26 protein-coding genes and 2 tRNA genes are annotated in these 25,694 nt (G+C 41.9%); 23 read left to right on the top strand and 5 right to left on the bottom strand.

The window, feature by feature from the left end; translation table 11 throughout:
• Positions 1–25 precede the first annotated feature (25 nt).
• A complete protein-coding gene (locus Q4A21_02535) occupies positions 26–1,285 on the bottom strand; it encodes a replication-associated recombination protein A (GenBank protein ID MDO4902411.1) in 1,260 nt (419 codons plus the stop codon).
• Between the two features lie 63 nt (positions 1,286–1,348).
• Between Q4A21_02535 and hisS the strand changes: the two genes are divergently transcribed.
• The 9 genes from hisS (at position 1,349) to leuS (ending at position 10,774) form a co-directional block, all read left to right on the top strand.
• On the top strand, positions 1,349–2,656 hold the full coding sequence (gene hisS / locus Q4A21_02530) for a histidine--tRNA ligase (GenBank protein MDO4902410.1): 1,308 nt from the start codon (positions 1,349–1,351) through the stop codon (positions 2,654–2,656).
• Between the two features lie 39 nt (positions 2,657–2,695).
• Positions 2,696–2,769, top strand: a tRNA-Cys gene (locus Q4A21_02525).
• Between the two features lie 24 nt (positions 2,770–2,793).
• Complete coding sequence (locus tag Q4A21_02520; GenBank protein ID MDO4902409.1) at positions 2,794–3,117, top strand: hypothetical protein; 324 nt, start codon at positions 2,794–2,796, stop codon at positions 3,115–3,117.
• Positions 3,118–3,172: 55 nt separating this feature from the next.
• Positions 3,173–3,260: transfer RNA gene (locus Q4A21_02515), tRNA-Leu, on the top strand.
• 25 nt (positions 3,261–3,285) lie between these two features.
• Positions 3,286–3,849 (top strand): LemA family protein, encoded by a 564-nt coding sequence (locus tag Q4A21_02510; GenBank protein MDO4902408.1) that lies wholly within the window; start codon positions 3,286–3,288, stop codon positions 3,847–3,849.
• Between the two features lie 27 nt (positions 3,850–3,876).
• Positions 3,877–4,746 carry a M48 family metalloprotease gene (locus tag Q4A21_02505; protein ID MDO4902407.1) on the top strand — a complete coding sequence of 290 codons (870 nt, stop codon included), beginning with the start codon at positions 3,877–3,879 and terminating at the stop codon, positions 4,744–4,746.
• Positions 4,746–5,822 (top strand): hypothetical protein, encoded by a 1,077-nt coding sequence (locus Q4A21_02500; GenBank protein MDO4902406.1) that lies wholly within the window; start codon positions 4,746–4,748, stop codon positions 5,820–5,822. Before Q4A21_02505 ends, Q4A21_02500 begins: the two co-directional genes overlap by 1 nt.
• On the top strand, positions 5,806–8,286 hold the full coding sequence (gene ligA, locus Q4A21_02495) for an NAD-dependent DNA ligase LigA (protein MDO4902405.1): 2,481 nt from the start codon (positions 5,806–5,808) through the stop codon (positions 8,284–8,286). The genes Q4A21_02500 and ligA overlap by 17 nt, the downstream gene beginning before the upstream one ends.
• A gap of 52 nt (positions 8,287–8,338) precedes the next feature.
• Positions 8,339–10,774, top strand: a complete 2,436-nt coding sequence (leuS, locus tag Q4A21_02490; GenBank protein MDO4902404.1) for a leucine--tRNA ligase — start codon at positions 8,339–8,341, stop codon at positions 10,772–10,774.
• 47 nt (positions 10,775–10,821) lie between these two features.
• Here the strand turns inward: leuS and Q4A21_02485 are convergent, their stop codons facing one another.
• Positions 10,822–11,496, bottom strand: coding sequence for a hypothetical protein (locus Q4A21_02485; protein ID MDO4902403.1), 675 nt, complete (start codon positions 11,494–11,496; stop codon positions 10,822–10,824).
• A 155-nt stretch (positions 11,497–11,651) separates the two neighbouring features.
• Here Q4A21_02485 and Q4A21_02480 point away from each other — a divergent pair, with 155 nt between their 5' ends.
• The 4 genes from Q4A21_02480 (at position 11,652) to rnc (ending at position 13,547) form a co-directional block, all read left to right on the top strand.
• A complete protein-coding gene (locus tag Q4A21_02480) occupies positions 11,652–11,831 on the top strand; it encodes a hypothetical protein (protein MDO4902402.1) in 180 nt (59 codons plus the stop codon).
• Positions 11,832–11,900: 69 nt separating this feature from the next.
• Entirely contained in the window at positions 11,901–12,365 is a 465-nt protein-coding gene (gene nusB, locus Q4A21_02475) for a transcription antitermination factor NusB (GenBank protein MDO4902401.1), read from the top strand.
• Entirely contained in the window at positions 12,337–12,834 is a 498-nt protein-coding gene (locus tag Q4A21_02470) for an NUDIX domain-containing protein (GenBank protein MDO4902400.1), read from the top strand. Before nusB ends, Q4A21_02470 begins: the two co-directional genes overlap by 29 nt.
• Positions 12,834–13,547 carry a ribonuclease III gene (rnc, locus tag Q4A21_02465; protein MDO4902399.1) on the top strand — a complete coding sequence of 238 codons (714 nt, stop codon included), beginning with the start codon at positions 12,834–12,836 and terminating at the stop codon, positions 13,545–13,547. Before Q4A21_02470 ends, rnc begins: the two co-directional genes overlap by 1 nt.
• Before the next feature lie 93 nt (positions 13,548–13,640).
• Here the strand turns inward: rnc and Q4A21_02460 are convergent, their stop codons facing one another.
• Entirely contained in the window at positions 13,641–13,904 is a 264-nt protein-coding gene (locus tag Q4A21_02460) for a hypothetical protein (protein ID MDO4902398.1), read from the bottom strand.
• A 132-nt stretch (positions 13,905–14,036) separates the two neighbouring features.
• On the opposite strand from Q4A21_02460, the gene rpsP reads away from it, so the two are divergent.
• Together rpsP and Q4A21_02450 are read left to right on the top strand one after the other, a co-directional pair.
• Positions 14,037–14,384 (top strand): 30S ribosomal protein S16, encoded by a 348-nt coding sequence (gene rpsP / locus Q4A21_02455; GenBank protein MDO4902397.1) that lies wholly within the window; start codon positions 14,037–14,039, stop codon positions 14,382–14,384.
• A 71-nt stretch (positions 14,385–14,455) separates the two neighbouring features.
• A complete protein-coding gene (locus tag Q4A21_02450) occupies positions 14,456–14,644 on the top strand; it encodes a hypothetical protein (protein MDO4902396.1) in 189 nt (62 codons plus the stop codon).
• 39 nt (positions 14,645–14,683) lie between these two features.
• Here Q4A21_02450 and Q4A21_02445 read toward each other — a convergent pair whose 3' ends face one another.
• Complete coding sequence (locus Q4A21_02445) at positions 14,684–16,633, bottom strand: LTA synthase family protein (GenBank protein ID MDO4902395.1); 1,950 nt, start codon at positions 16,631–16,633, stop codon at positions 14,684–14,686.
• Positions 16,634–16,742: 109 nt separating this feature from the next.
• Here Q4A21_02445 and Q4A21_02440 point away from each other — a divergent pair, with 109 nt between their 5' ends.
• Both Q4A21_02440 and Q4A21_02435 read left to right on the top strand, forming a co-directional pair.
• Positions 16,743–17,192, top strand: coding sequence for a GreA/GreB family elongation factor (locus Q4A21_02440; protein ID MDO4902394.1), 450 nt, complete (start codon positions 16,743–16,745; stop codon positions 17,190–17,192).
• Between the two features lie 109 nt (positions 17,193–17,301).
• Positions 17,302–18,429 (top strand): DNA recombination protein RmuC, encoded by a 1,128-nt coding sequence (locus Q4A21_02435; protein MDO4902393.1) that lies wholly within the window; start codon positions 17,302–17,304, stop codon positions 18,427–18,429.
• A gap of 307 nt (positions 18,430–18,736) precedes the next feature.
• Here the strand turns inward: Q4A21_02435 and Q4A21_02430 are convergent, their stop codons facing one another.
• Complete coding sequence (locus tag Q4A21_02430) at positions 18,737–19,582, bottom strand: aquaporin (protein MDO4902392.1); 846 nt, start codon at positions 19,580–19,582, stop codon at positions 18,737–18,739.
• A gap of 75 nt (positions 19,583–19,657) precedes the next feature.
• On the opposite strand from Q4A21_02430, the gene Q4A21_02425 reads away from it, so the two are divergent.
• Genes Q4A21_02425 through frr form a run of 6 tightly spaced genes read left to right on the top strand, consistent with a single transcriptional unit; the run spans position 19,658 to position 25,690 of the window.
• A complete protein-coding gene (locus Q4A21_02425) occupies positions 19,658–19,894 on the top strand; it encodes a hypothetical protein (GenBank protein MDO4902391.1) in 237 nt (78 codons plus the stop codon).
• A gap of 30 nt (positions 19,895–19,924) precedes the next feature.
• On the top strand, positions 19,925–20,944 hold the full coding sequence (locus Q4A21_02420; GenBank protein ID MDO4902390.1) for a phenylalanine--tRNA ligase subunit alpha: 1,020 nt from the start codon (positions 19,925–19,927) through the stop codon (positions 20,942–20,944).
• Between the two features lies 1 nt (position 20,945).
• Entirely contained in the window at positions 20,946–23,435 is a 2,490-nt protein-coding gene (pheT, locus tag Q4A21_02415; GenBank protein MDO4902389.1) for a phenylalanine--tRNA ligase subunit beta, read from the top strand.
• 19 nt (positions 23,436–23,454) lie between these two features.
• Complete coding sequence (locus Q4A21_02410; protein ID MDO4902388.1) at positions 23,455–24,159, top strand: FKBP-type peptidyl-prolyl cis-trans isomerase; 705 nt, start codon at positions 23,455–23,457, stop codon at positions 24,157–24,159.
• Positions 24,159–25,109: an FAD-dependent oxidoreductase gene (locus tag Q4A21_02405; protein MDO4902387.1), complete on the top strand. Its 951-nt coding sequence runs from the start codon at positions 24,159–24,161 to the stop codon at positions 25,107–25,109. Before Q4A21_02410 ends, Q4A21_02405 begins: the two co-directional genes overlap by 1 nt.
• A gap of 29 nt (positions 25,110–25,138) precedes the next feature.
• On the top strand, positions 25,139–25,690 hold the full coding sequence (gene frr / locus Q4A21_02400) for a ribosome recycling factor (protein ID MDO4902386.1): 552 nt from the start codon (positions 25,139–25,141) through the stop codon (positions 25,688–25,690).
• Positions 25,691–25,694 lie beyond the last annotated feature (4 nt).

Raw genomic sequence — 25,694 nt, 5'->3', positions numbered from 1 at the left:
CTTTCCAAATCACTGCAAGGCTGTTTTATGTTTTTGAATTTTGGATTAAATCCTCGGTTTGATGAGTCCATACGCCGTGGCCGAGATCTTTGTTGTGCGCGGAGTTATTCTTGTAGGCGCGGACTTCTGGTGGAAGATAGTCCTTTTCATGCTTAAAGCCGGCGGTCCACTCGTATCCTTCAGTATAGCCGAGTTCTTCTGTGATTTTAGAGGTAGAATTTCGAAGGTGGAGCGGGACTCTTGCGTGCGGGAATTTTTCTGCTAGATCGTAGGACTGGTACATCACTCCAGTTGTCTCGCGTGATTTCTTACTTTTAGCCAGTGCTACTGCGCAGTGAAACAGATTGTAGCCCGCCTGTGGCATACCGATGCGTTCCACTGCGTCAAACGCCGAAACAGCCAGACTTAGCGCACCATTGCCGGCAAGTCCGATGTCCTCGCTGGCAAAAATCACCATTCTGCGCGCAATATATCTGGGATCCTCGCCTGCTTTTAGCATCTTTGCGAGATAAAATCCTGTAGCGTCCACATCGCCCGCCCGCATTGACTTGATAAATGCTGAAATTGTGTTATAATGCTCTTCGCCGGATTTATCGTAAGTTATTGAAGAATCCTGTGCGAATTTTTCGACAGATTTGCGCGTGATTTTCTTTTTTTCGAAAGTGAGAATTATTTCCAGATGACCGAGTGTACTTCGAGCATCGCCTCCAGATATCCGCGCAAGAAGTTGAAGCGCATCGCCGTCAATTTGAGTTTTGGGCGAAACTTTAGAGATCGCTCGCGAGATAATTTCGATAATGTTGAACTCGCTGAGCGGATTGAGGGTAAGGACGCGGCTGCGCGAGATAAGCGGCGCAATAATTTCGAAGGCGGGATTCTCTGTTGTGGCGCCGATAAGAGAGATCAAGCCACTTTCGATGTGGGGCAAAAACGCGTCTTGCTGAGACTTGTTGAAGCGATGAATTTCGTCGACAAACAACACGGTTCTAATCTGTAAATTCCAATTCTGTCGGGCTCTCTCGATAACTTTTTCAATATCTTTTTTACCAGAAATAACGGCTGAAATTTCAATAAAATCTGCATTCATCTCTCGCGCGATAATCCTTGAAAGTGTAGTTTTGCCCGTTCCGGCCGGCCCCCAAAAAATCAGGCTAACGGGCTCCTTTTTTTCTACAATTTGGCGCAAAATTCCGTCTCCACCCAAAAGATGCTCTTGGCCGATGACTTCGTCAAGAGTTTGGGGGCGGAGTTTTTCTGCTAAGGGGATTTTGAGGGCGGTTTTCATTCTTCAATTATAGCATAAAAATTTGAAAATTTCTTGTAAAAATGGTATGATAAGATTATGAAAATGAACACAAAACCATTGCCCGGAATGATGGAACTTTTGCCCGAGTGGCAGATTGAATTTGATCGGATTTTAGAGATTATCAAGAAAAATCACGCGCGTTTTGGTTATTCGCCAATTGACACGCCGGTGATTGAGCGCACGGAGACGCTCCTAGCCAAGGCTGGCGGCGAAACTGAGAAGCAGATCTATCGCTTTAATAAGGGCGATAATGATTTGAGTTTGCGGTTTGATTTGACCGTGCCAACGGCGCGATATGTGGCAGAGAATTTTGGTCAACTTCAATTTCCGTTTAAGCGGAGTCAAATTGGCAAAGTTTATCGTGGAGAAAGGTCTCAACGCGGGCGATTTCGAGAGTTTTATCAGTGTGACATCGATGTTGTGGGTCGCGACAAACTTAGTGTTAATTATGATGCTGAAGTGATTGCGGTGATTTATTCAATCTTTCGAGAACTTGATTTCGGCAAGTTTACGCTTCGAATTTCTAACAGAAAATTGTCCAGTGGATTGATTTCTGCGCTTAATTTGAAGGAAAGATCAGCGGAAATTCTGGCGCTAATCGATCGCGCGGAGAAGATTTCGCAAAAAGAATTTTCAGCCAAATTAACAGAACTTGATTTGGGCGAAGGAGAAGATTTGATCAAAAAGTTTATCCAAATTTCTGGTGATAATTCTCGAGTTTTGACAGAACTTCGAGCGATTTCTGGTTTACTTGTTGATAAAAATAATGAGTTCGAAGAAGGAATTGCAGAACTCGAAAATGTCGCAAATCTGCTTCAAAAAATGGGCGTCGGCGAAGAATTCTTCAAACTTGATATGTCGATTGTACGAGGTCTTGACTACTACACTGGGACGGTTTTTGAGACCAACTTGAACGAATTCCGCGAGATTGGGTCGATAGCGAGTGGTGGTCGCTACGATAATTTGAGCGAGTATTATTCTAAAGAAAAACTTCCTGGTGTTGGCGCCTCAATCGGGCTAACTCGATTGTTTTGGACGCTTCAGAATCTCGAAATTGTGCGTGAACAGAAGCGCACCACGGCTGAAGTTCTTATAATACCAATGAGCCAAAACGAAATGGAAAAATCGCTCGAAATCGCGCAAAAACTTCGAGAAAATGGCAAAAATGTTGAAACTCTTCTCGAAATTTCTTCTATTAAAAAGGCATTCAAGTTTGCCGATAAGCGCGGTGTTGAATTTGTGCTGGTTGTAGGTGAAAAAGAAGTCGCGGAAAATTCCTTCTCGCTAAAAAATATGAAAACCGGCGAAGTTTTGCCTTTCGAAAATTTCATAAATAATCTGAAAAACTAATGTTTATTTTTCTGTCAAAGTGTGCTATAATCGGGTTATGGCGCCTTGGCGGAGGGGTTACGCAGCGGTCTGCAAAACCGCGTACACGAGTTCGATTCTCGTAGGTGCCTCCAAAATTATTTAATATAAGGAATAGTATGGAAGAAAATACACAAAAAGTAGTAGAAATCCGAAAGGGTGAAAACGATCGGGTAATTGGCGGACAGGGTGTTTCTCAGCCGGTTTTCGCAACGGTTGAGCGCAAGAAATATAGCCAAACAGTTAAGACTATTCGCCAAACGGTAATTTGGTTTAATATTTTTACGGCAACTATTTGTGCAATAGTGAGTCTTGTGAATATTTGGCTAGATAACTCACTTGAGAGTATTATGGGCAAGTCTTGGGCAACCTTCCTTGTGCTTGGTGCTTTTTCTGTTGTGATTATGCTTATTGCGCCGCTTCTTGATAAAGATTCCAACTAATTTTATACGGTCACGCCTTGATTTTTGCGGTCAGGGCGTGATAAAATATCTATATGCGCGGATGGCGGAATTGGTAGACGCGAGGGACTTAAAATCCCTTGACCTAAAAAGTCGTGCGGGTTCGATTCCCGCTCTGCGCACCATCATTTTAAGATAAGAAAGGATAGTATGGAAATTGTATTAATTGTAATTGCTGTTTTGGCGGTAGTTGTAGGTCTCTACATCTGGGCACAATATAATGGTCTCGTAAAATTGAATGAGCGGGTCGAAGAAGCATGGAGTGATATTGCTGTTCAGTTGAAGTACCGTGCGGATTTGATTCCGAATGTAGTTTCAACTGTAAAAGGCTATGCTGCTCACGAAAGTAAAGTTTTTGAAGATGTATCTGACGCGCGAAGTCGCCTAATGGGCGCAGGCAACAATGTCGCTGAGGCTTCTAAAGCGGAAAGTGAATTATCTGGCGCGCTCTCTCGCTTGATGATGATCTCTGAGAGTTATCCAGAATTGAAGGCTAACTCAAATTTCCTTCAACTTCAAAGCCAACTTCAAGAAATTGAAGACAAAATTCAAGGCGCTCGCCGATTTTATAATGCTGGCGTTCGAGATTTGAATATCAAAATCAAAGTTTTTCCAACTAATATTTTTGCTAAAAAACTTGGCTTTGAAAAGCGAGAATTTTTCGAAGTTGCTGATCGCTCTACTGTCGAAAATGCGCCCGAAGTTCAATTTTAGTCTATAAATTGAAAGGATTTTTGCAAAATGTATAGTTCGATCTCTAAAAATAAACGAATGACTGTTGTGATTTTTACAATGTTTATTGCGATTATTTCAGGAATCGGACTATTTTTTGCGCTTGCTTCAAAAAACATGTCCGTATTTTGGTGGGCATTGATCGGGTCGCTTATTTATGCCGGCGTGGAATATGCTTTTTCAAGCAAAATTGCGCTTGCTATGACGGGAGCGCAAGAGGTTACACACAGCCAAGCCCCCCAACTTTACGCTGCAGTTGAAACTATTTCTATCACCGCTGGGCTTCCTATGCCTAAGGTCTATATTATCGATGATCCTGCGCCCAATGCTTTTGCTGCTGGAACTAAGCCAGAAAATTCTTTAGTTTGTGTAACGACTGGTCTTCTTGATATTATGGATAAAAGTGAACTCGAGGCGGTCATCGCCCACGAGATTGGCCATATTAAAAATTATGATGTTCGTCTATCTATGGCGGCTGTGGCTTTGACTGCATCGATTGGATTCTTGGCTGATATTGCGATCAGGATTGTCTTTAGGGACGATAAAGATTCTAAGAACGCTGTAATGATGATTGTTGGTCTTATTTTTGCGATTATTTCACCAATTTTGGCGGCGATTGTAAGGATGGCGATTTCGCGAGAGCGTGAGTATTTGGCGGATGCTACGGCTGTTATGTTGACTCGTTATCCAGAAGGGATGATTGGGGCACTCGAAAAGTTGCGAGATTATTCTCGCCCAATGGCGCGTCAATCAAGCACTGTTTCTGGCCTGTTTATTTCTAATACGCTTGAAAAAGGCTTTTTTTCTAACTTGTTCTCAACTCACCCACCCCTTGAAAAACGCATTATGCGACTTAAACAAAATGCAGGAAGATTTTAATGAAGAAGAAAAATTTGAGTTCTGGAGAAGAGCAAATTTCGATTATTTATTTTTGGTGGGTAAGTCTTAGGATTTGGCTTCGAAAAAATATTGTTGAGCGCTTTAGGAAATATCGTGCGCGTAGGCCACATCGCAGTTTTAGGCTGACTCGGCGGCGAGATTATATTCGACCACTCGAAATTGGCGGATATTGGAAAAACACTGGTGACACGTTGCGCTTTATCAGAGAAAATAAGCGTGTTTTTAGAAATCTTGTCTTGACGATTATGGGATTTTCTTTCCTTTTAATTGGCTTACTGGACGGGAATTTTTTGTCGAGCCTACAGTCGATTTTGGACGAGTCTAATAAGAATCATGGCAATCTTTTTGGTGAAGTTGGTAAGGCTGGTCTCCTTGTTTTGACCACATTTACCACTGGTGGATTGGTGCGTAGCCCAAATGATACTCAGAGGGTAGCAATTGCATTTATTGTGATTTTTGTGTGGCTGGCGGTAGTTCAGATTTGTAGAAATATTTTGGCCGGCAATAAAAAAAATAGCCTGCGTGATGCGCTTTATTCTTGTGGTGGACCAATAATTCCGATGATTGTTATTGTTGGTGTGATTTTTGTGCAGTTGATTCCGGCATTTATTGCGACAATTCTATTCTCGGCTTCTCGCTTAACTAACTTTATGACCGAAGGTATTGAAAATGCGTTATTCATGTCAGGGGCATTATTGCTGATTTCGATATCTGTTTATTGGGTGATGGGGTCGCTATTTGCGATGATCTTAACGACTATTCCTGGAACATACCCGTTTCAGGCATTGAAAATTTCTGGAGATATTATGTCGCAAAGGCGCCTAAAAATCTTTAAGCGAATCGTATGGCTAGTACTTTTAATTGTTGCTTTTTGGATGATAGTATTGGTTCCGTTGATTTTGCTTGTCAATCTTTTAGCAGGAAGCCTCGAGATTGTTAAAAATATACCTTTTATACAGATTGCAATGCTCGGCGTGACGAGTGTTTCGCTAGTTTTTGCGGCTGTTTATATTTATTTGCTTTACAGGAAGATTGTTGATGCATACCGCCGATAAAACTCGATATGCGGATTTGGTAAGATTGCTCAATCAATATTCTTTCGAGTATCATACTTTGGATGCGCCGAGTGTTTCTGACGCAGTTTATGATTCTCTTTTTTCTGAATTGAAAAAGATTGAAGCGGAAAGTCCGGAGTTAATTTCGCCAAATTCGCCTTCGCAAAGAGTTGGAAATGCGGTGAAGGGCGGTTTCGAAAAAGTTACCCATTCTACTCGAATGCTCAGTCTTAACGATGTTTTTTCGAAAGAAGAAGTCTCGGCGTGGTTTGAGCGCATTAAAAAACTCGATCCTTCGCTCGAAGAAGATTTTTTTGCTGATATCAAGATGGACGGTCTCGCCTGTTCGCTGATTTACGAAAATGGCGAATTTTCCCGCGCCGTGACTCGTGGCGATAGTTTTGTTGGCGAGGACGTTTCCGGTAATGTTAGAACTATTAAGAACGTGCCGATGTTTTTGCCAGAAGTCGAGAGTTTTAATGTTGGCAGGACGGAAATCCGTGGCGAGATTGTTATTTTGAAGGATGATTTTGAGAATCTCAATCAGTTCAGGCGGCGCAGTGGCGAGCCGGAATTTGCCAATCCGCGCAACTTGGCGGCTGGGACGATTCGTCAACTTGACCCAAAGATTGCGTCTCTCCGTCCGCTAAAATTTATCGCATACGATATTTTGCGAGAAAGTCAAGATGATATTTTGACCAATTCACAGGCGTATGAGATTTTAACTAAACTCGGCTTTTCTCGAAATTCACAAGCAGAAAAGATCTTTGGCGTTAAAAATTTATTCGAATTTATCTCGAAATGGGAAAATGAAAGAGAAACTTTGCCATTCAACACTGATGGCTTGGTGATTAAAATCAACGACCGCCAGAAATTCGCTTCTCTTGGAATTGTTGGAAAGCAGCCTCGTGGTGCGGTGGCATTCAAATATGCCGCGGAAGAGGCCGTGGCTGTGGTTGAAGACATTGTGATTTCAGTTGGTCGGACTGGTGCGGCTACACCTGTTGCGGTTTTTGAGCCGGTTCAACTCGCTGGGACGACTGTTAAGCATGCCAGCCTCCATAATGCGGATGAAATTGCGCGCCTTGATGTTCGTATCGGCGATACGGTTGTGGTTTTTAAGGCAGGGGATATTATTCCCAAAGTTTCTCGTGTATTGACAGAACTTCGAAAAGATGGTGCCGTTAAGTTTAATTTCGAAAATGCTCTCGCAGAACAATTTCCTGACGCGGAGTTTTATCGACCTGAAGGTGAGGTTGTTTACAGATTAAAGGGCGCCAATTCTGATCTAATTTTGAAGAAAAACTTGGCTTTTTACGCATCTAAGCAGGGGCTTGACATTGAAAATCTAGGTGAGAAAAATGTGAATCTCCTTGTTGAAAATGGTCTAATTTCCAGCCTTGCCGATATTTACGCGCTACAAAAAGCACAACTTCTCGCGCTTGATCGATTTGCTGAGGTCTCGGCGGGCAAATTGATTGAGGCAATTTCGAAGAGCAAAAATCCGCCGCTTGAAAAATTCATCGCCGCGCTCGGAATTCGCCATATTGGCGGCGAAACTGCCAAACTCCTCGCGGAAAAATTCCAGAATTTTGAAGCACTCAAAGAGGCGAGTTTCGATAATTTTATTAGCGTTGATGGAATCGGGGCTAAGGCGGCTGAGAGTATTTTGGCGTGGTTTTTGAACGAAGAAAATTTGACAATGCTCGAAAAAATGTTTTCGCTGGGTGTTAAAGTTCAAGAATTTTCGACCAAAAAGGGAGGAGTTTTAAGCGGTAAAAACTTTGTGATTACGGGAACTTTGGATGGAATTTCTCGCGAAGAAATGGCAAAAAAGATTGAAGATTTGGGCGGAAGATTCCAAAAATCCATTACACGCGATACGGATTTCTTGCTGGTGGGCGCAAAAGTTGGCGCCTCAAAACTTGCAAAGGCAGAAAAACTAGGAGTGGAGATTTTGGCGCAAGAGCTATTTAATAAAATGATTGATAAGGAGAATAGTAGTATGTCTATAACTAGAAATGCGAATAAGCTTGCTGTAATTTTTTATAATTTTTATTATAGGAAGGGATTTATCTCGGAAGAAGCATTTATCATAAGTTCTGAAGGTAGGGTAGAACAGTCTGACGAAGGGTTGAAAGTTGTCATTGATGAAGTATTTGGTATGAATCATGTGGGATTTCAAACAGCCTTTAGATATTTAATGAATAAGGGTTTGATATTGTTCGCGAATAGTCAAAAGACTCTGGACGGAAGTATGGCATTTGTGGGCCTTGAGCTGTCTCCAAGGGCTATTGATATTATAGAGAATGCCATAGAAAAGAACGGCGATCCTAATTTTAGAGAGGAATATGGAAGAGTTTTTGGTGTGAATATTGAAAGCTTGCTTAAAATTGATAATATAGAATCCGTCTTTAAGGGGGAGTTCGACATATCTTTGTTTAAATCTATGTTTGGTATATAGAAGGAATGTCTGTTTTTGATTTTTTTCCCAAAATCTGCTATAATTTTAAGATATGAAACGATACAATCCAAGCCAAATCGAGCCAAAATGGCAAAAAATCTGGGATGACGCCAAGATCTACCAAGTTGAGGCTGACCCATCAAAAGAAAAAATGTATATTTCTGGAATGTTTCCGTATCCGAGTGGTGCGGGACTTCATACAGGGCATGCACGTAGTTACACTATCGTTGATTCTATCGCGCGATTCTATCGTCAGAATGGTAAAAATGTCTTAAATCCTATCGGTTGGGATACTTTTGGTTTACCAGCAGAAAATTATGCGATTAAAACTGGAATTTCGCCTCAGCAAGCAACTAAAGAGAATATCGCTAATTTCAAAAAACAATTCAAGCGCTTGGGGATTTCTATCGATTGGAATCGCGAGATCAACACTTCTGACCCAGAATATTACCGTTGGACGCAGTGGATTTTTAGAGAAATGTACAAAAAAGGCTTGGCGTATCGAAAAAACTCCTATCAATGGTGGTGCGAAACGGATAAGACTGTGCTCGCTAATGAGCAGGTTGAAAGTGGAAAGTGCTGGCGTTGCGGTAATGAAGTTTCAAAAAAGGAAATGACACAATGGTTTTTCAAAATTACTGAATATGCGGACGAACTTCTTGCAGACATCGACAATCTCGATTGGCCAGAAAAAATTAAAACTATGCAGCGCAACTGGATTGGTAAGTCTGAAGGTGCCGAGATTGAGTTTGAGATTGCTGGTGGCAACAAAAAGGGTGAAAAAATCAAGGTTTTCACCACGCGTCCAGATACGGTTTTTGGTGCAACTTTTTTGACATTGGCTCCAGAACATGGTCTTTTAGAAGTTATTTCTGCGCCAGATAATTTATCGGAAGTCAAAAAATACAAGGACGCTGCTCTTAAAAAATCAGAGATTGAGCGCCAAGAAAACAAGCAAAAGACAGGTTTATTTACCGGAAATTATGCCATAAATCCAGCAAATGGCAAGCATATACCGATCTGGACTAGTGATTATGTTCTTGGCGGCTACGGCGAAGGCGCAGTTATGGGCGTTCCTGCTCACGATGAGCGAGATTTTGAATTTGCTGAAAAATTCAACTTGGAACTTGTTGAAGTTATCGAAAAGTCTTCCGATTTTACTGAAAAATGCTACGGTGGTGAGGGAAAGTTGATAAATTCTGGGCAATTCAACGGGCAAGATTCTGTTGAGGCTTCTTCGAAAATAATTTCTTGGCTCGAAGAAAAGGGCGTTGCCCGCGCTAAAACAACCTACAAAATGCGAGACTGGCTGATTTCTCGTCAGCGATATTGGGGATGCCCAATTCCGATTGCTTATGATGAGGATGGCAACGAGTATCTGATTCCAGAAGAAGATTTGCCAGTTGTCTTGCCGAATTTAACAGATTTCAAACCAGATGACTCTGGAAAATCTGCCCTCGCCAAGTCGCCAGAATTTATGAATGTTGAAGTTAACGGCAAAAAACTTCGTCGCGAAACTGACACTATGGACGGCTATGCTTGCTCGAGTTGGTATCTTTTACGCTACGCCGACCCAGCCAATTATGGCAAGGCTTGGGATCCGGAAAAAGTCAATTATTGGGCCCCAGTCGATTATTATGTTGGCGGTGACCACGCAGTTGCTCACCTCTTGTATGTGCGATTCTGGACGCATGTTTTCCGCGATTTAGGCTTGACAGATTTTGCGGAACCGGTTAAAAAATTGCTCTACCATGGCTATATTAACGCTGAAGACGGCTCCAAGATGTCCAAGAGTAAGGGTAATACTATCGACCCACTCGAAATCATCGACCAAGGCTACGGCGCTGACGCACTTAGAACTTACGAGATGTTTATCGCACCTTATGAACTCGATGCCGCTTGGGATCCGCGAGGTATCGCAGGCGTCTATCGATTCTTGAATCGTGTTTGGGTGTTAAATCAAGAATTTTTGAATGAAGAAGATTTGCCGGAAACTTCATCCAATTTCGATCAAGTTCAAAAAATTCAGCACAAATTCATTAAGAAAATCACGGAAGATTTTCGTCGAGAGAGTCTCAACACGGCGGTTGCTGGCTTGATGGAGTTGACTAATGAACTCTATAAGTTGAAGTTGGCTGGATTTTCCAAGGAGTGGAAAGAGGTTCTCGAAAGCCTTCTCAAGATGCTTGCGCCATTTGCGCCGCATATTTCGAGCGAACTCTGGGAGCAACTTGGCAACCCTGACTTTATCGAGCATTCTGGCTGGCCAACTTGGAATGAAGATTTGTTGAAGGCTGATAAGATCCAGATTATTGTTCAAGTTAACGGAAAACTTCGTGGGAAGATTGAAGTTTCTCCACAAATTTCAAAAGAAGAAATTCTAACGCTCGCAAAAGCAGAAGAAAATGTAGCCAAACATTTGGCGGAAAAGACAATCGTTAAAGAAATTTTTGTTCCTAACAAACTTATAAACTTGGTTGTAAAATAAATACCCTAAGCAAAATCTCGCCCTTCGAGATATAGGCGAGATTTTAGTTATTCTTCATCTTCTGGCAGGTCTACGAATACCCATCCGTCTTTATCGGCGTCCATCTTCAACCCCGTATATTTACCGTCTGCTGTTTTCTCGAAGTTTTCTATTCGAAGGCCGATCCTGTTTCTTGAGTCGGTCTTGAGTGCGTGTCCCTGAGTGATGTTGAAATTTAGGTCTTCTTCGGCAATAAGCATACTTGTGTGTGTTGGTGAATCGGGGCGGGCTTCAAAATAGCTCTGGTTGGCTTTGGCGTAAGTCCAGTCGTTTGAGCGGATAACACCCTCCTTTTTGAGGGTGATTGTTGAAGGGGCTTCAGTGGCTCGGTTGTCGATATCTTCTTGACTGAGCATCTCGTTATCAAGGCGCTTGAGACCAGAATCATCAGCTTTTATTTGTGATATTCTATCGTTGATGGTTGTTCCGGGGTCAATGATGTGTTCGTTGAATTTATCCATACCAAAAGCCAGCGCGGAAGACACAACCGCTAATTTCGCTAAGCCCTTAAGTGTTTTATTATTCGGCTTTTTTGACTTTTCCTGCTTAGATTGTTTGTGCTCTAAGGTCTCTGCCGACGACATACGCTCTATCTCTTGCCGTCGGACCCTCTCAGCGTAAAGCATCTGAGATTCCCAGTTTGCGTTATTGTTTGTTTGATATCCATTAAAATTGTTTGACATACTTTTCTTTTTGTTTTAATTTAGTATTATGTCAAGCATTATATCATAAAATAATTCTTATGTCAATAGTTTGAAGAAAATTTGTCTTGATTTATCTTGAAAAGTGGTGTATAATTGTGGGTGAATCTAAATAATAACCTAAGGAGAAACTTAAAATGGCACAGCCAAAGAAACAGAGTAGCCCACGAAAGACCGGCCTTCGACGAAGCCACCTTCGCTTGGACTTGGCTCGACGAGTGAATAAAAAATCCCCAGTGAAAGTTTTTACAACCAAAAAACAATCTGGAAAAGCTTTGAATAAGCAACTCGAAGATAATAAAACGCTAGCGGCTTAGTTTGCTGGCGTTTTATTTGTATTTGACAATTTTAATAAATATTTAATAATAAAGGAACCTTACTCAAAAATGGCATCAAATAGACATTTAGGACGAATTGTTGTTCTTCAAACACTTTACGAATATGAATTTCGAACAGGGTCCGAGGATAAAAATGTAAATCTCGGCGAGATCGCGCTTCGAAATCTGTCTCGCTATGAGGATACTATTGGAGATAAACAATTTGTTCAAGATTTATTGAACGGGATTATTGAAAAGCAGGTAGAACTTGACTCCAAGTTGCAGCCAATGGCACCAGAATGGCCGATTTCTCAGATTGCGCGGATTGATCGCAATGTGCTTAGGATTGGTCTTTTTGAACTACTCTACATGAGACAGAGTGTTCCGCCAAAGGTGGCGATTAACGAGGCGGTTGAACTTGCAAAGGCGTTTGGTTCTGATAATTCAAGTAAGTTTATTAACGGCGTTTTGGGAACCGCGTATAAACTTTTTGTGGAGGAACAAAATGGCGAAGAAGCAGGTCGAACACTTTAAAAAGTATTTTAACCGCGCCAAACGCGTTTCGATAAATGAAATTGTCCGCGAGCCAACTGCTGGCGGGGTGATTTTTCGTCGAAATGAAAAAAATGAGGTTGAGATTCTTCTGATTCAAGATGCCAAAGATCGCTGGACGATCCCTAAAGGCCACATAGAAGAGGGCGAAACCGCGCAAGAGACCGCCAAGCGGGAAATCGCCGAAGAAGCCGGCCTTAAAGAAACAGAAGTTCTTGGCTGGCTTGGTAAAATTAACTTTCGATATCGTCGCGTTGATAAACTTGTCCTAATGACGACGCAGGTGTTTTTGGTGCGAGCGCTTGGCGATACTAATGCGATCCAGAAAGAAGATTGGATGAACGGCATCAAATGGTTTTCTTTTGTCGAAGCGTTGGACGCGATTGAGTATGAAGATATCGGCAAACTTATTTTGCTTGCAATGAAAAAAATTAGACAGGAAAAATTATAATGAGTGGAATTTTACTAACACCTTATCACGATTGGGCTAAAGAAAAACTTGGCTATGATTTTAACGATATTCAGTTGTTGGTGACGGCCCTAACGCACCGCAGTTATCTCAATGAACACAAGAAATCTGCCAGCGAGCACAATGAGCGTCTTGAGTTCTTAGGTGACGCCGTGCTTGAACTCGTGGTAACGGATTATCTTTTTTCTAATTATAAAGAGCCAGAAGGAATCTTGACCGCTTGGCGGAGTGCTTTAGTGAGGACGGAGAGCATTTCTGCGGCCGGTGAGCGCTTGGGCTATGAAAAACTTATAAGAATGTCGCGCGGTGAAAAGCAAGGCTCCGTAAGGGCTCGTGCGGCGATTCTCGCCAACGCTTTTGAGGCTACAACTGGCGCAATCTACCTTGATCAAGGCTACACAGCAGCCAAAAAATACATTGAAGACAACATTCTTTCAACATTGCCGCAGATCTTGGAAGAAGAATCTTGGCGCGATCCTAAATCTTATCTCCAGGAGATCTCCCAAGGTAGGGATGGTTTTACGCCCGTCTATCGAGTTTTGGGTGAAGTTGGCCCAGACCACGAGAAGATTTTTACAGTCGGTGCGTTTGTTGGGGATAAGAAAATGGGCGAGGGTGAGGGTCCAAGCAAGCAGATTGCTCAGCAAGAAGCGGCTCGCGCAGCAATAAAATCTTATAAAAACCGCTCAAAATAATTTCAAGAATAAAATTCCGCCAGATTATTGCTTCTGGCGGTTTTTGAATGTGACCACGACTTCGATAGTGTTTTGCGATTTCTCTATCGAAACCTAGTCGATGTTAGGGAGATTTAGTCCACGGATTTTTCGCTGCAAACTCTTGGCATCGCCTTCTCGTGAGTCCCAATCAAACGGCATCCAGTCCTTAATTTCAATCCTTGAAACACCGTCACTGCGGAGATTTTCGAGAATGAGCGACTTGGTCTGTGCTTGGCTTGCTTTGTTGGCAGAAATTATCGGCGGTATGATAAACGCCAGCATAACAGCCAAAAGTAGAACTACGAGTATAAAATCAACAAAAGAAAATCGTCTCATCTCTCCATCTCCTTTCTAATGTGCTAATATTATTTTATCACAAAACTCGGTAATGTCAAATATTTTGTTCTTGATTTTTTGCCCAAAATTTGTTAAAATTAAAAAGATAATAATTTTAAGAGGAAATCAAGAATGCTAGCAATCAGATTACAGCGACTTGGTCGCAAAGGTTATCCTGTTTATCGCATCGCGGTTCAGGAAGCGCATCGGCATCCGTCGAGTGGGCGCGTAGTTAGTTACGTTGGTTCTTACAATCCGCACACTAAAGAAGCGCGAATTGAAAAAGAATTGGCTGAAAAATATCTTTACAACGGCGCTCAGCCAACCCCACGAGTTGTAAAATTGCTCGAAGAGGCTGGTATCGAAATGCCAAAATGGGTTAAAAAACCTGCTGCAGACAAGAAAAAGTCAATTCGAAATCCAGAAAAACTTCGCCGCAATCAACCAAAAGAAGAAGCGGTCGAAGAAGCAGAAGCCTAAGGCTTCACACAAAATCACCTCTAATCGTCAAAGGGGTGATTTTTTTATATAATATCAAGGAAAGGAATTTTATGAATAAAGAAAAGATCAGTACAACCTTTAATATTTTTTCAATTACTTTTGTGTCGATTTTTATAATGTCGCTGGTGGCACAATCGTTTTCAATCATTGGGATTTTGCTTAGAGCGCTTGCGATTGCTTTACCGTCAGCGATTTTTGTTTCGATCGGATTTCATTTTTGGGGTGGCAAGAAGAAGTAGTCTGAAAAATAAAATAAGCCCTTTTACGAGGGGCTTATTTTACTCTATCTCAAAGAATTTCCCTGCGCTCCACTTTGATCCTGCTAAGATATCGTATTGAATAAGTTCATACTCTTGAAGTGCTGGATTATTTTCTGCCACCTCTTTGGTGGTGAGTTTGGGGTTGGATTTTTTAAGTTCTTCGAGCAGATAGTGAAATGGCGATTTTTTGGCGCCAGCCAGATTGAGAACCTCGTTTTGGAGATAATTTAGACTCATCTGACTTAAAGGCTTTTGTTCTGCCTTAAAATTGGAGTAGATAAACAGCGGAGTATGCTTGGTTGTTTCGCTGTCAATTTTACTGGCGATTCCTGGCCAGTGATCTCCCCAGAACGCAACAATAGTTTTTTCTTCAAAGTTATTCAACTTTTCGATGAAATTTTTGAGTGCTTCATCAGATCGTTTAACACCTTGGAGATAGTTGGTCCATTCCTTGGCATCTGGGTCGGAAGCGTCAGTTTTGTTTTTAACTTCAAAATCAAGAGAGTTGTAGATATTCCCGCCGTAGGGCATATGGTTTTGCATTGTGACAAGATGTATAAAATCGGCGGAACTGCTATTTTTTAGCGTCTCAAAAACCTCGTTAAAGGCACTCTCGTCAGAAATATATTGAGAATTGTCAAGTTTGGCTGTGTGCTTCATCTTGCTTTCATCAATGAAATTCTTGATGTCGAGATTTGGATAAACGGTATTTCGGCGATACATTGTGCCTTTATAGGGGTGAATGGCGGTTGTTTGGTAGTTTTGCTCATTTAGAATTTTAGCCAAAGATGGAGATGATTTTTCTTTGTTCAAGATTGAACTATAGGGAATGGCGTTGATGAACTTTTTCGAAAGTCCAGTCAGCGCTTCGAACTCAACATTGGCTGTGCCACCGCCATATTCTGCCGTGGTGGTTTCACCAGAAGTGTGAGAATTTATAAGCGATCGGGTAAATGGCATCGGGTCGCCTTCGAAGTGATAAACATCGCGGATTCTTTCAGGGTCGACAAAACTCTCACTCATAATGTAGATGATATTGATTTTTTCATCCTTGAGTGACTTTTTGAGCGGATTTTGTTGCTCTGCTTGGAGAGAGTATTTTTTAACGATTCTATTGATTGTCTCTTTGTTGTAGTTGGCGGGCTTGTTGATTGTATTGGCTTGGAGCGTCGAAATCGTCCCCACAACAAAGCCGTTAGAATGAAAATTGAATGCAGAATTAGTGAAGTCAATCATAGATTTGAGCCAATCAACATCAACTGTTGTCTTGCCGAGTCGAGCGACCTCTGTGCGTAGGAATTGCGTATGTTTGAGGAGAAGATGTCCACTGACGAGCAAAATTATCGCGCGGAACACTATCTTTTGTTTCCAGTTGAACTTATATCGAGGGAGTTTTTTGCTGAATTTCCTAATTAAAGCCACCGCCAAGAGAACTATCGCTACCTCAAAAACTGCTCGCCAAAGATTTTCCCAATTAACCATATCAAGAAGCGAGCCGGCTTCACTCGACATCGCCAAATCTTCAATCAAAAACGGCGTATTGCGTGAGCGCATTTTTTCTGTATTGACAAACATAATAATTATAGCAAATATATAATAAAGTCCAACCGCCCAAGTGGCACTTCCGACGATCGCCCAGATAAAAAACCCAAGTATTGTCAGGATTAGAGTGCTGTATCCCGTTATTTCTGGGTGGGACTTCATAAATTCAGCTGCTTCGTTCACGCCAAATTGCCTTTCGAAGATAAATTGCGCCATCATCTGTCCAGCGATCAGCACCACCAAGGGCTTCAAGAGCAGAATGAGATTTTTAAGATTGAAAACCTTTCGAAAAACCATCCAAGCGCGCGGAAATTTGCGAGAAATTGGACTCGATAATTTTGAAGCCCGCCCCTGTAAATTCTTCTTGAAATCTTGTATCAAGCGTGAAGATTTTTGCTTGAAATTACTAATAAGTTTATGTTTCATAATCTATATTATACCAAACTCTGCCCGAAAAATAAATTTTAAGCAAAATTAAAGAAACTTATGGCATAATCATAATGTAGTCAGGAAAATCTGACTCAAAAGGAGGAAAATGACACTTTATTTAAGCAAACAAGGAATGAAAAACTTGAAAAAGAAAATTTCGAAGTTGGAGCGAGAAGAGAAGAAATTGGAAATGGAACTTCGAAATAGCGATGTTAAAGAGGATGAAATTAGGCAGGCGGAAGTTCTTGCGAGAATGGACGCGGTGCGGGATGAAATTTGGGAGAAGAAATCTCAGCTGGCAAGCGCCAAGATTCTCCATAGAGAAAAACACAGTGTTAAGGTTATGATTGGCTCGGTTGTGGAACTTTTTGATCGGGCGAGCGGAAAAGTCTTCAAGTTTCAACTGGTAGATAGTCTTGAGACCAACCCTACTCGTGGTAAAATCTCCAGTCAAAGTCCGCTGGGCAAAAGTCTGATCGGCCGCAAAGTTGATGAGATTATTGAGTTCACCGCAGGGCTAGCCAATCGTCAGATGGTTTTGGTGTCAATCGGCTAAGATTTTAATTTGAAATTCCCACCACTTCAAAATAAAAAGGCAATTCTTGGACGAGTTGCCTTTTTTCTTGTGCTTAAATGCGGTATAATTTAATAAAAGAAAGGAAAATATGGAACAATTTATTTTAATTTTAATCTTGATAGCGGTGATTGCTCTTGGGCTACTCGCAATTTTGGCGTTTCGAAGTATCCAAAATTCTGTCAAGAGTAGCCGTGAGCGCGAGAATTTGGAGCAGATTTCGACAATAAATATGCTCAAAACTGACCTTATCGAAATGAATAACGCTCTCAATAATATGCGTGAAAAGTTGGGCGAAAATCTCAATTCTTTGAGTGAAAAGATGAATGATAAATTGGAGAGAAATAATTTTCAACTTCAGAATTCGGTTCAAAAGCAATTGAGTGAGAGCACCAAGATTGTGGATGAAGTCTCCAAGCGCCTGACCAAGTTAGACGAAACCAACAATCGCGTCATCACTGTCGCTGATGAACTTAAAACACTTCAAAATGTGCTTCAAAATCCAAAACAAAGAGGAGTTTTTGGAGAGTTTTATTTGGCGCAAGTGCTTGAAAACATCTTGCCGCCCAACGCATTTTCTCTACAATACAAGTTCAAAAATGGAGAAATCGTCGATGCTGCTATCTTTTTGGACAAGCAAAAGATCCTGCCGGTTGACTCTAAGTTTAGTCTTGAGAATTACAACCGTATGATTGCGAGTGAGGGTGAAGAGCGCAGGCGCTTCGAAAAGTTGGTTCGTGATGATCTTAAAAAGCGAATTGACGAGACCGCCAAGTATATTCGCCCAACGGAAGGGACGATGGACTTTGCTTTTATGTTCATCCCGAGCGAAAGCCTTTATTATGATATGCTGGTTGGGCAAGTCGGGTCGGGCAGTAGTCAGCGCGATCTGATTGAATACGCCTTTGGTGAGAAGCGAGTCATTGTAGTGAGCCCGACGAGTTTTATGGCGTATCTTCAAACTGTCCTTCAGGGATTAAAATCGCTCCAAATAGAAGAGCAGAGCAAGGAGATACAGAAGCGAGTTGGTCAATTAAGTCAACATATCAATAAGTATGAAGAACTTATGAACAGGCTCGGTAAGTCTCTCGGTACTACTGTTAATCACTACAACTCAGCGCATAAAGAACTTGGTAAAATCGACAAGGATGTTGTGCGAATTGCTGGTGAGAGTGCGGGTGTCGAGCCTCAGCTAATTGATAAACCGCAAATTGATTAAATCCGACAGAAAAAGGCGCTCTGGCAAGGTCGCCTTTTTGTTTTGGATAGGTTATTTACAGGGGTCAGAAAAATCGACGGTTTGATTTTCCCTAATCAAAGGTTTGATTTATTCCGATCGACGGTTTGATTTTAACAAATCGCCAGCACGAATTGCTCAAATCATCAAGGCGATTTTATAAAATCGTGAAGACGAATTGGCGCAATCAACAAGGCGATATAAACGGGGCGTTATGAGCGCTGGTGTTCTTTAATAAAAAAATCCCAGATCTGATCAAGGGAATCTGGGATTTTGGTGAGTGTGTGGGCTATTTTTTGTTGTATCGAGATAACACAGTCTCAAGCCCGAAGCCGAACACGCCACCAAGTAGGGCTGCGCCAACATAAGTAGCAATTGCCCAAGCTGTATTGGTGCCTTCAATAGTAAATGCTTGAAGTGCTACGGCAATCGCTGGGTTGAAGATTGAACTCGCGCCAAGGATTGCAGAAGTTGAACCAGCAATCAAGAGCGCTACAAAAAGCGATCCGCCCACACCGAAGGCAACAGCTGAGTCAGCCTTCTTTTTGGCTACGGCAGAAACACCAAATGCGAAGATGCTCATACCAATGAATTCTGCCCACATCACAAGCATCTCTTTACCTTCTGGAATTGGGCTTGCGGTGAATAGCTTAGGTGCTTGCTGACCAAACTGCGCAGCTTGCTCGCTAACTGAAGGGGCAGCATTTATAAACGCAGAGATCAACACGAATGAAAGCATCGCACCAAGAACTTGCGCCACAATATAACCGACAGCTGGGATAGTTTTGATTTTCTTAGTTGCCCAAGCGCCGAGTGTAATTGCTGGGTTGATATGCGCGCCACTCAAAGCGCCAACCATCAATACTACCGCGGTGATACCAAAGAATACTCCGATTGGCTGACCTTGTGTTGCGATAACAACTGACGCAAGCAAGAATGTACCGATGAGTTCTGCTACGAGGCGCACAATGTATTGTGGCTGAGCAACTTCTTTAATAACTTTGTCGAAAAGGTCGCTTGAAACTGATTTGTTTGAAGCGACAACTTTTGCCTTTTTAACCTCAGGCGTGGTAACTTTTTCTTCAGTCGCTTTTTTAACTGAAGTTTTGGCTTTTGTAGATTTTTTCTTAGCCATTTTTCCTCCTTAAATTTTATATATTTTATTTTATCACAAAGTGCTTATTTTTTCAAAGTGTGATATACTTGTTTTATGAGTTTACATATTAAGCAAGAGAATAATCAAACTGAGTTACAGAAGCGGATTGCGGCAGATTTAAGAGAGAAGTCCATCAGGAAGTCGCTCGATACCGACTTCGAAAAGCCTCAACTTGATAATTCTAAGTATTTTGAAGGCACTAAACAGACGACAAGTCTTGCTGGTGTTTGGCTTTTGCTTCTTATTGCGGTGGGGATAGCGATTTATTTCTTTATAATTTTTGCTAAATAGTTATTGAATGTGGTAAAATAAGATATAATTATGGAACAAATTGAGCAAATTAGAATTGAGCTTTTGGAAGAGCTTGAGTCGTTGGTTAATCCAGCGGAAATCTTGAAGTCGCCCAAGATAAAAGAACTTTATAAAATCATACCTACCCTGATTGCAGAAGAAAAGGCTGCTTTTGGTGCGCAAGTCAATGAATTGAAGAAAGAAATTGAAGCACGAGTTGAGCAAATTTTGGCGGAAAAAGAGCAGGCGGAGATTGAACCTCTTGATATAACTGCGCCTTTTGCGCCTTCAACTCTGGAGAAGATTTCGAAAAAGCCAACGCTTTTGCTAGTGGAAAATGGCTCGATTCATCCACTCCAAAAAGAGTTGGAGCGAGTTGTGGAGATTTATACGCGCATGGGCTTTGAGGCGCTAGAGTCTCGCCAGATTGATAATGATTGGAATATGTTTGGCGCGCTTAATTTCCCTGAGAATCACCCAGCGCGTGACGGCTACGACACTTTTAGGACGGAGGAGAGTTTTATCCCGCCAGCCCACACTTCAACGATGCAAAATCGCGTTTTGAAGCACGGTCGTAAAGATTTGGAAGAGAAGGGTCAGATCGCGCATGTGTCTTATGGTCGGGTTTTCCGAAACGAGGACCTCGATGCCACGCACGAGCATACTTTTTATCAGTGCGAAGGTGTTTTTGTGAGCGAAACAGCAAATTTGTCGCAAATGCTCGGCACACTCCACGCCTTTTTTGAAGAATATTATGGTCAAAAGTTGGAAATTCGAACTCAGCCGGGATATTTTCCATTTACTGAGCCAAGCCTCGAATTTTTGATCGAAAAACCAGCCAGACTTGGTGGCAAAAAGGGCGAATGGCTTGAAATGCTCGGTTGCGGGATGATTCACCCAAATGTTCTTGAGGCGGCCGGCATCGACTCGAAAAAATATCGCGGATTTGCTTGGGGCGGCGGAATCGAGCGACTTGTGATGTTAAAATATGGAATTTCGGATATTCGTTATTTTGAAAGTGGAAAATTGGAATTTTTGAGGGAGTTTTAGGATGATAATTTCAGTAAATTGGCTTAAAAAATTTGTACCAAATTTGCCAGAGATTGGTGAACTTTCGCGCTTGATTGGCGCGCGCCTTGTCGAAATTGAAGGCGTAGAAAATTTGGGCGAAAAATACAAAGATGTAATTATCGCGCGTGTAGTTTCGGCGGAAAAAGTCGAAGGTAGCGACCATCTCAATCTCTGTAAAATTGACGACGGCGGCGTTCGAAGCGGCGTCAATCGTGATCAAGATGGCCTGATTCAAGTTGTTTGCGGCGCACCAAATGTTCGCGCGGGGATTTTTGTGGCGTGGCTTCCGCCAGAGTCGATCGTGCCGGAAACTTTTGGTAATGACAACTTCAAACTTGGCGCTCGTAAACTGATGGGCAATATGAGCAATGGTATGATTGCGAGTCTGCGCGAGTTGGCGCTTGGCGACGAGCACGACGGAATTCTCGAGATTTTGCCAGAAGTTTTTGGTGGCGATTTGAGTGCCGGTGATAGTTTTGCGGAGAAGTTTGAACTTAATGATTTTTTGCTCGAAGTTGAAAATAAATCCTTGACACATCGCCCAGATTGTTTTGGAATTATTGGTTTTGCGCGTGAAGTTGCAGGAATTTTGGGTCGAGAATTTCAAAATCCGGATTTCTTTAAATCCTCAAGTTTTGAGGCGGATAATTCACAAAATATATCTATTGAAATCCAAAATCCAGAACTTTGCAAGCGCTACACTGCCACTACTTTTGATGTTTCTGAGATTGTCGAAAATCCAGATTTTACGCTCGAGAAAACTTATCTTCTGCGTTCTGGAATGCGGCCAATTGATACGATAACAGATTTAGCCAATTTATCAATGTTAGAGACTGGCCAGCCGCTTCATACTTTTGACTTCGAAAAACTCCAAAAGTTGAATGGCGGTGAAAGCGTTAAAATGGTAGTTCGAGGCGCCTTCGAAAATGAAAAACTTGAACTCCTCGATGGCAAAATTATCGAAATGGCGCCAAGCGATATCGTGATTGCTACTGGTAAAAATGGTGAAATTGCTGTGGCTTTGGCTGGCGCGATGGGCGGTGCTTCTACTAAAATTGATGAAAATACTCGTCAGATTTTACTGGAGAGCGCGACTTTTAACCTCTATAATTTGCGTAATACCCAGATGCGCCACGGGATTTTTTCTGAAGCGATTACACGCTTTACCAAAGGTGTTCCAGAGATGATGACGAGAAAGTCGCTCGATTTCTTCGGTGAGAATTTGATTGCGCTTGGAGGAAGATCTATCGGCTGGGTGGCGGATTCTGGCGTAAATTCTGAAAATTCGAAAGGCGAAATTTCTGTTTCTGACGACAAGATTAACGCCGTTCTTGGTGCGGAATTTTCGAGCGAAGAGATTCGAAAAACTCTTGCTAATGTTGGGATTGTGGCAAAATCTGATAGTGAAAATATCTTCGAAATTCCATTTTGGCGCAACGATCTTAAGATTGAAGAAGACTTGATCGAAGAGGTTGGGCGACTTAACGGATATGATAATATTGGGCTGACTTTGCCAAAGCGTGATTTTCGTGCGGTTGAGAGTGAAGATTTTGATAAATTACAGACAAAAATTCGACAAATTTTGAGTTCGGCGGGCGCAAACGAGGTATTGACATATTCATTTATTCATGGTGATTTATTGGAAAAATTCGGCCAAAATAAGTCTGAAAGTTATAGGATTATCAATTCAATTTCGCCAGATCTTCAGTACTATCGCCAGACCTTAACTCCATCGTTGCTTTCCAAAATTTCTCAAAACATCAGGGGTGGATATGACGAATTTGCTATTTTCGAGATAAATAAATTGACGCTCAAGCCGCTCGGATTGGACGCGGAAGGAGTGCCAAATGAGATTAAGAACCTTGCGTTTGCCTACACCGCCAAAAAGGGAGAGCATGCGTTTTATCAGGCAAAATATTTCTTGAATTTCTTGCTTGAGAAATTAGGCCTAAAGTTGGCAGTAAAACAATTTGATAGCCCGCTGGCGCTTCATGGCGGCTGGGAGCCTAAGCGCTCGGCGTTTGTTGGCATAAAACAAAATGGTCAATTTGTCAATCTTGGAGTTCTGGGTGAATTTAAAAAATCCGTCCAAAAAGGCTTCAAATTGCCAGAAGCGACGGCTGGTTTTGAGGTTAACCTCGAGAAATTGCTCGAAGTCACTCTTGGCAGCGAGAAAAAACTTAAAAACTTCTCTAAATTTCAGAGCGTTGAGCGTGATTTAAGTGTAAGATTTACTGAAAAAATTGATTTTGCGCAAGTTCAGAGTGCTTTCGAATCAAAAAAATCGGCTTTCGAAAATACAGAAATTGAAATTTCTCCGCTGGATATTTTTGAAAAGAGCGGTGAAATAACTTTTTCTTTCAGATTTAAGATTACGCCATTCGAAAAAACTTTGACGAGTGAAGAAATTAACAATATTATGGAAGTTCTGTCAAATCAAGGTAAAAAACTTGGTGGCGAGATAGTTTAACGGAATTTAAGGAGGGAAAATGGCTAATAAAAAACTTCAAACAGGAACGACTAAAGGTCAAAGGGTTGCTATTTGGGCGATTTTGATATTGACAATTGGATCAACCATTGCGTTGTATTTTTCAATGTTTTTGGGGCAGAAAAATCAGATTGCCGAGCATAAAGCATATCAAGAGAATCAAAAAAAGTATCAGGATGACTACAAAAAATATCAAGACAAACTTGACCAGCAGGCTAAAAAGTTGTCTGATATATATTATGCGGAATTCTCTCAGTATAAAAATCGAGTCGCCGCCTTTAACTCAACCGATGCTGAAAAGGCCGGCGTAAAAACAGAAGATTTGAAGGTTGGTAGTGGCGCTGAGATCAACTATTCTTCAATTAAATACACTGCTTATTATATCGGCTGGAAGCCGGATGGTACAGTTTTTGATGGCAGTATTGATGGTGAAAAATTAAAGAACCCGCTTTTTGTCGAAAAGCAGGGCGACAAATGGCAAATGATTGAAGGTTGGACTGAAGGTGTCAAAGGTATGAAAGTCGGCGGAATTCGAGAGATTTCTATTCCGTCTGCCAAGGCCTACGGGCAAGCCGGCTCACCCAACCAAACTGACCCGGCCAAGTCTATCGCCCCTAGTGAGTCGATCAGGTTTGTTGTGATGATAATTCCTGACACAGAAGCAATTACGCCGCCAAATCCTGCCGATTACGGATTGGGGGCTTAATGCTTGATCTTGCGATTATCGGCTCGGGACCGGCGGGACTCTCGGCTGCAATTTACGCTGCGCGCGACGGTCATAAAGTCCAAGTTTTTGAAAAAACTGCCTTTGGCGGCCTCGTTGCGAGCAGTGAATTTATAGAAAATTATCCAGGCTTCGAAGATGGAATCTCTGGTCTGGAGTTATCCAAGAAAATGCGCGCTCAGGCGGAAAAATTCGGCGCCAAGATTGTTTATGGCGAAGTTTCCAACATCGAAGAGTCTGAAAATGCTGTAAAATTCACAGCAGATGGTCAAAATTTTGAAGCCAAAACGATGCTTCTTGCTGTCGGAAACTCTTATCGCAAACTCGACCTACCTCGAGAAGACGAGTTCTATGGCCGCGGGATTCACTCCTGTGCCACTTGCGATGGCCCCATCTATGCCGGCCAAACTATCATTGCGGTTGGCGGTGGTAATTCTGCCGTGACAGAAGCGCTATTTTTGAGCAAATTCTCAAAGGTAAAATTATTAGTTCGAAGTGAAATTCGCGCAGAAAAAGTTCTTCAAGAACGGCTGAAAAAGGCTATCCAAGAAGGTAAAATCGAGATTTTTCTTGGTGCGGAGGTTGAAGAATTTTTATTCGAAGAACAAGGAAATTTTGAGAAAATTCGCGGTGCGCGCATCAATCAAAAGCGTGAAAATGGCCAAATCGAAACTTTTGATATCGAGGCGGCTGCCATCTTCGAATTTATCGGACTAACACCAAACACCGATTTTTTGAAGGATTCTCCAGTAAAACTCAATGATTTTGGTGAGATAGCGGTAGACTCTCATCTTAAAACTTCCGGCTCTAGAATTTGGGCTGCTGGAGATGCGATCGAGAACGCCACCAAACAGATCGCTGTTGCGAGTGGAAATGGCGTTCGGGCGGCGCTGGAAATTTCAAAATTTATAGAAAATCTGGCCGAAATTTGATACAATGGTAAAAAGTAAACGAGGATTTTATGGATACTAAGAAATTTGAAGAAAAGATAAATCTAGCAATTGCGCATTACGAAGCAGAACTTAAGAAAGTTAGGACCGGTCGCGCTCATCCAAGTATGCTTGAGGGCGTTCAGGTTGAGGCTTACGGTGCTAAAATGCCGCTCAATCAGGTGGCAAATATCACGGCCCCTGAAGCGTCGATGATTCTGGTGACACCTTTTGATATCAATAATATTGCGGCGATTTCTAATGCGATTCGGGCTGACCAAACTCTTGGCTTTAATCCGAGCGATGATGGTCGAGTTGTGCGTGTGCCGGTGCCTCCTTTGACTGAAGAACGACGCAAGCAGATTGTTAAGCAGACCTCTGAAAAGGTTGAAGATGCTAAAATTGCGCTTCGAAACATTCGTCAAGATGCGTTCAAAGAGGCCAAGCATTTGAAGGACGACAAAGAAATCACCGAAGACGAGCAAAAGCGCTTCGAAAAAGATTTTGATGAAAACATGAAGAAAATGAACGCTAAAATTGACGAGATTTTCAAAAATAAAGAAAAGGAAATTCTCACGATTTAAGGTG

The organism is bacterium (genome assembly GCA_030530825.1).
GTDB lineage: Bacteria > Patescibacteriota > Saccharimonadia > Saccharimonadales > Saccharimonadaceae > Nanogingivalis.
This window is presented reverse-complemented; position numbering and strand designations above follow the sequence as displayed.

What these genes read in the sequence shown, in the direction of transcription:
- Q4A21_02510 (MDO4902408.1), top strand. Translation starts at nt 3,286, where the DNA reads ATGGAAATTGTATTAATTGTAATTGCTGTTTTGGCGGTAGTTGTAGGT.
- Q4A21_02505 (MDO4902407.1), top strand. Translation starts at nt 3,877, where the DNA reads ATGTATAGTTCGATCTCTAAAAATAAACGAATGACTGTTGTGATTTTT.
- Q4A21_02500 (MDO4902406.1), top strand. Translation starts at nt 4,746, where the DNA reads ATGAAGAAGAAAAATTTGAGTTCTGGAGAAGAGCAAATTTCGATTATT.
- Q4A21_02420 (MDO4902390.1), top strand. Translation starts at nt 19,925, where the DNA reads ATGGAACAAATTGAGCAAATTAGAATTGAGCTTTTGGAAGAGCTTGAG.
- Q4A21_02405 (MDO4902387.1), top strand. Translation starts at nt 24,159, where the DNA reads ATGCTTGATCTTGCGATTATCGGCTCGGGACCGGCGGGACTCTCGGCT.
- rnc (MDO4902399.1), top strand. Translation starts at nt 12,834, where the DNA reads ATGAGTGGAATTTTACTAACACCTTATCACGATTGGGCTAAAGAAAAA.
- rpsP (MDO4902397.1), top strand. Translation starts at nt 14,037, where the DNA reads ATGCTAGCAATCAGATTACAGCGACTTGGTCGCAAAGGTTATCCTGTT.
- hisS (MDO4902410.1), top strand. Translation starts at nt 1,349, where the DNA reads ATGAACACAAAACCATTGCCCGGAATGATGGAACTTTTGCCCGAGTGG.
- nusB (MDO4902401.1), top strand. Translation starts at nt 11,901, where the DNA reads ATGGCATCAAATAGACATTTAGGACGAATTGTTGTTCTTCAAACACTT.
- Q4A21_02485 (MDO4902403.1), bottom strand. Translation starts at nt 11,496, where the DNA reads ATGTCAAACAATTTTAATGGATATCAAACAAACAATAACGCAAACTGG.
- Q4A21_02450 (MDO4902396.1), top strand. Translation starts at nt 14,456, where the DNA reads ATGAATAAAGAAAAGATCAGTACAACCTTTAATATTTTTTCAATTACT.
- pheT (MDO4902389.1), top strand. Translation starts at nt 20,946, where the DNA reads ATGATAATTTCAGTAAATTGGCTTAAAAAATTTGTACCAAATTTGCCA.
- Q4A21_02480 (MDO4902402.1), top strand. Translation starts at nt 11,652, where the DNA reads ATGGCACAGCCAAAGAAACAGAGTAGCCCACGAAAGACCGGCCTTCGA.
- Q4A21_02425 (MDO4902391.1), top strand. Translation starts at nt 19,658, where the DNA reads ATGAGTTTACATATTAAGCAAGAGAATAATCAAACTGAGTTACAGAAG.
- leuS (MDO4902404.1), top strand. Translation starts at nt 8,339, where the DNA reads ATGAAACGATACAATCCAAGCCAAATCGAGCCAAAATGGCAAAAAATC.
- ligA (MDO4902405.1), top strand. Translation starts at nt 5,806, where the DNA reads ATGCATACCGCCGATAAAACTCGATATGCGGATTTGGTAAGATTGCTC.
- Q4A21_02435 (MDO4902393.1), top strand. Translation starts at nt 17,302, where the DNA reads ATGGAACAATTTATTTTAATTTTAATCTTGATAGCGGTGATTGCTCTT.
- Q4A21_02460 (MDO4902398.1), bottom strand. Translation starts at nt 13,904, where the DNA reads ATGAGACGATTTTCTTTTGTTGATTTTATACTCGTAGTTCTACTTTTG.
- Q4A21_02520 (MDO4902409.1), top strand. Translation starts at nt 2,794, where the DNA reads ATGGAAGAAAATACACAAAAAGTAGTAGAAATCCGAAAGGGTGAAAAC.
- frr (MDO4902386.1), top strand. Translation starts at nt 25,139, where the DNA reads ATGGATACTAAGAAATTTGAAGAAAAGATAAATCTAGCAATTGCGCAT.
- Q4A21_02440 (MDO4902394.1), top strand. Translation starts at nt 16,743, where the DNA reads ATGACACTTTATTTAAGCAAACAAGGAATGAAAAACTTGAAAAAGAAA.
- Q4A21_02445 (MDO4902395.1), bottom strand. Translation starts at nt 16,633, where the DNA reads ATGAAACATAAACTTATTAGTAATTTCAAGCAAAAATCTTCACGCTTG.
- Q4A21_02470 (MDO4902400.1), top strand. Translation starts at nt 12,337, where the DNA reads ATGGCGAAGAAGCAGGTCGAACACTTTAAAAAGTATTTTAACCGCGCC.
- Q4A21_02410 (MDO4902388.1), top strand. Translation starts at nt 23,455, where the DNA reads ATGGCTAATAAAAAACTTCAAACAGGAACGACTAAAGGTCAAAGGGTT.
- Q4A21_02430 (MDO4902392.1), bottom strand. Translation starts at nt 19,582, where the DNA reads ATGGCTAAGAAAAAATCTACAAAAGCCAAAACTTCAGTTAAAAAAGCG.
- Q4A21_02535 (MDO4902411.1), bottom strand. Translation starts at nt 1,285, where the DNA reads ATGAAAACCGCCCTCAAAATCCCCTTAGCAGAAAAACTCCGCCCCCAA.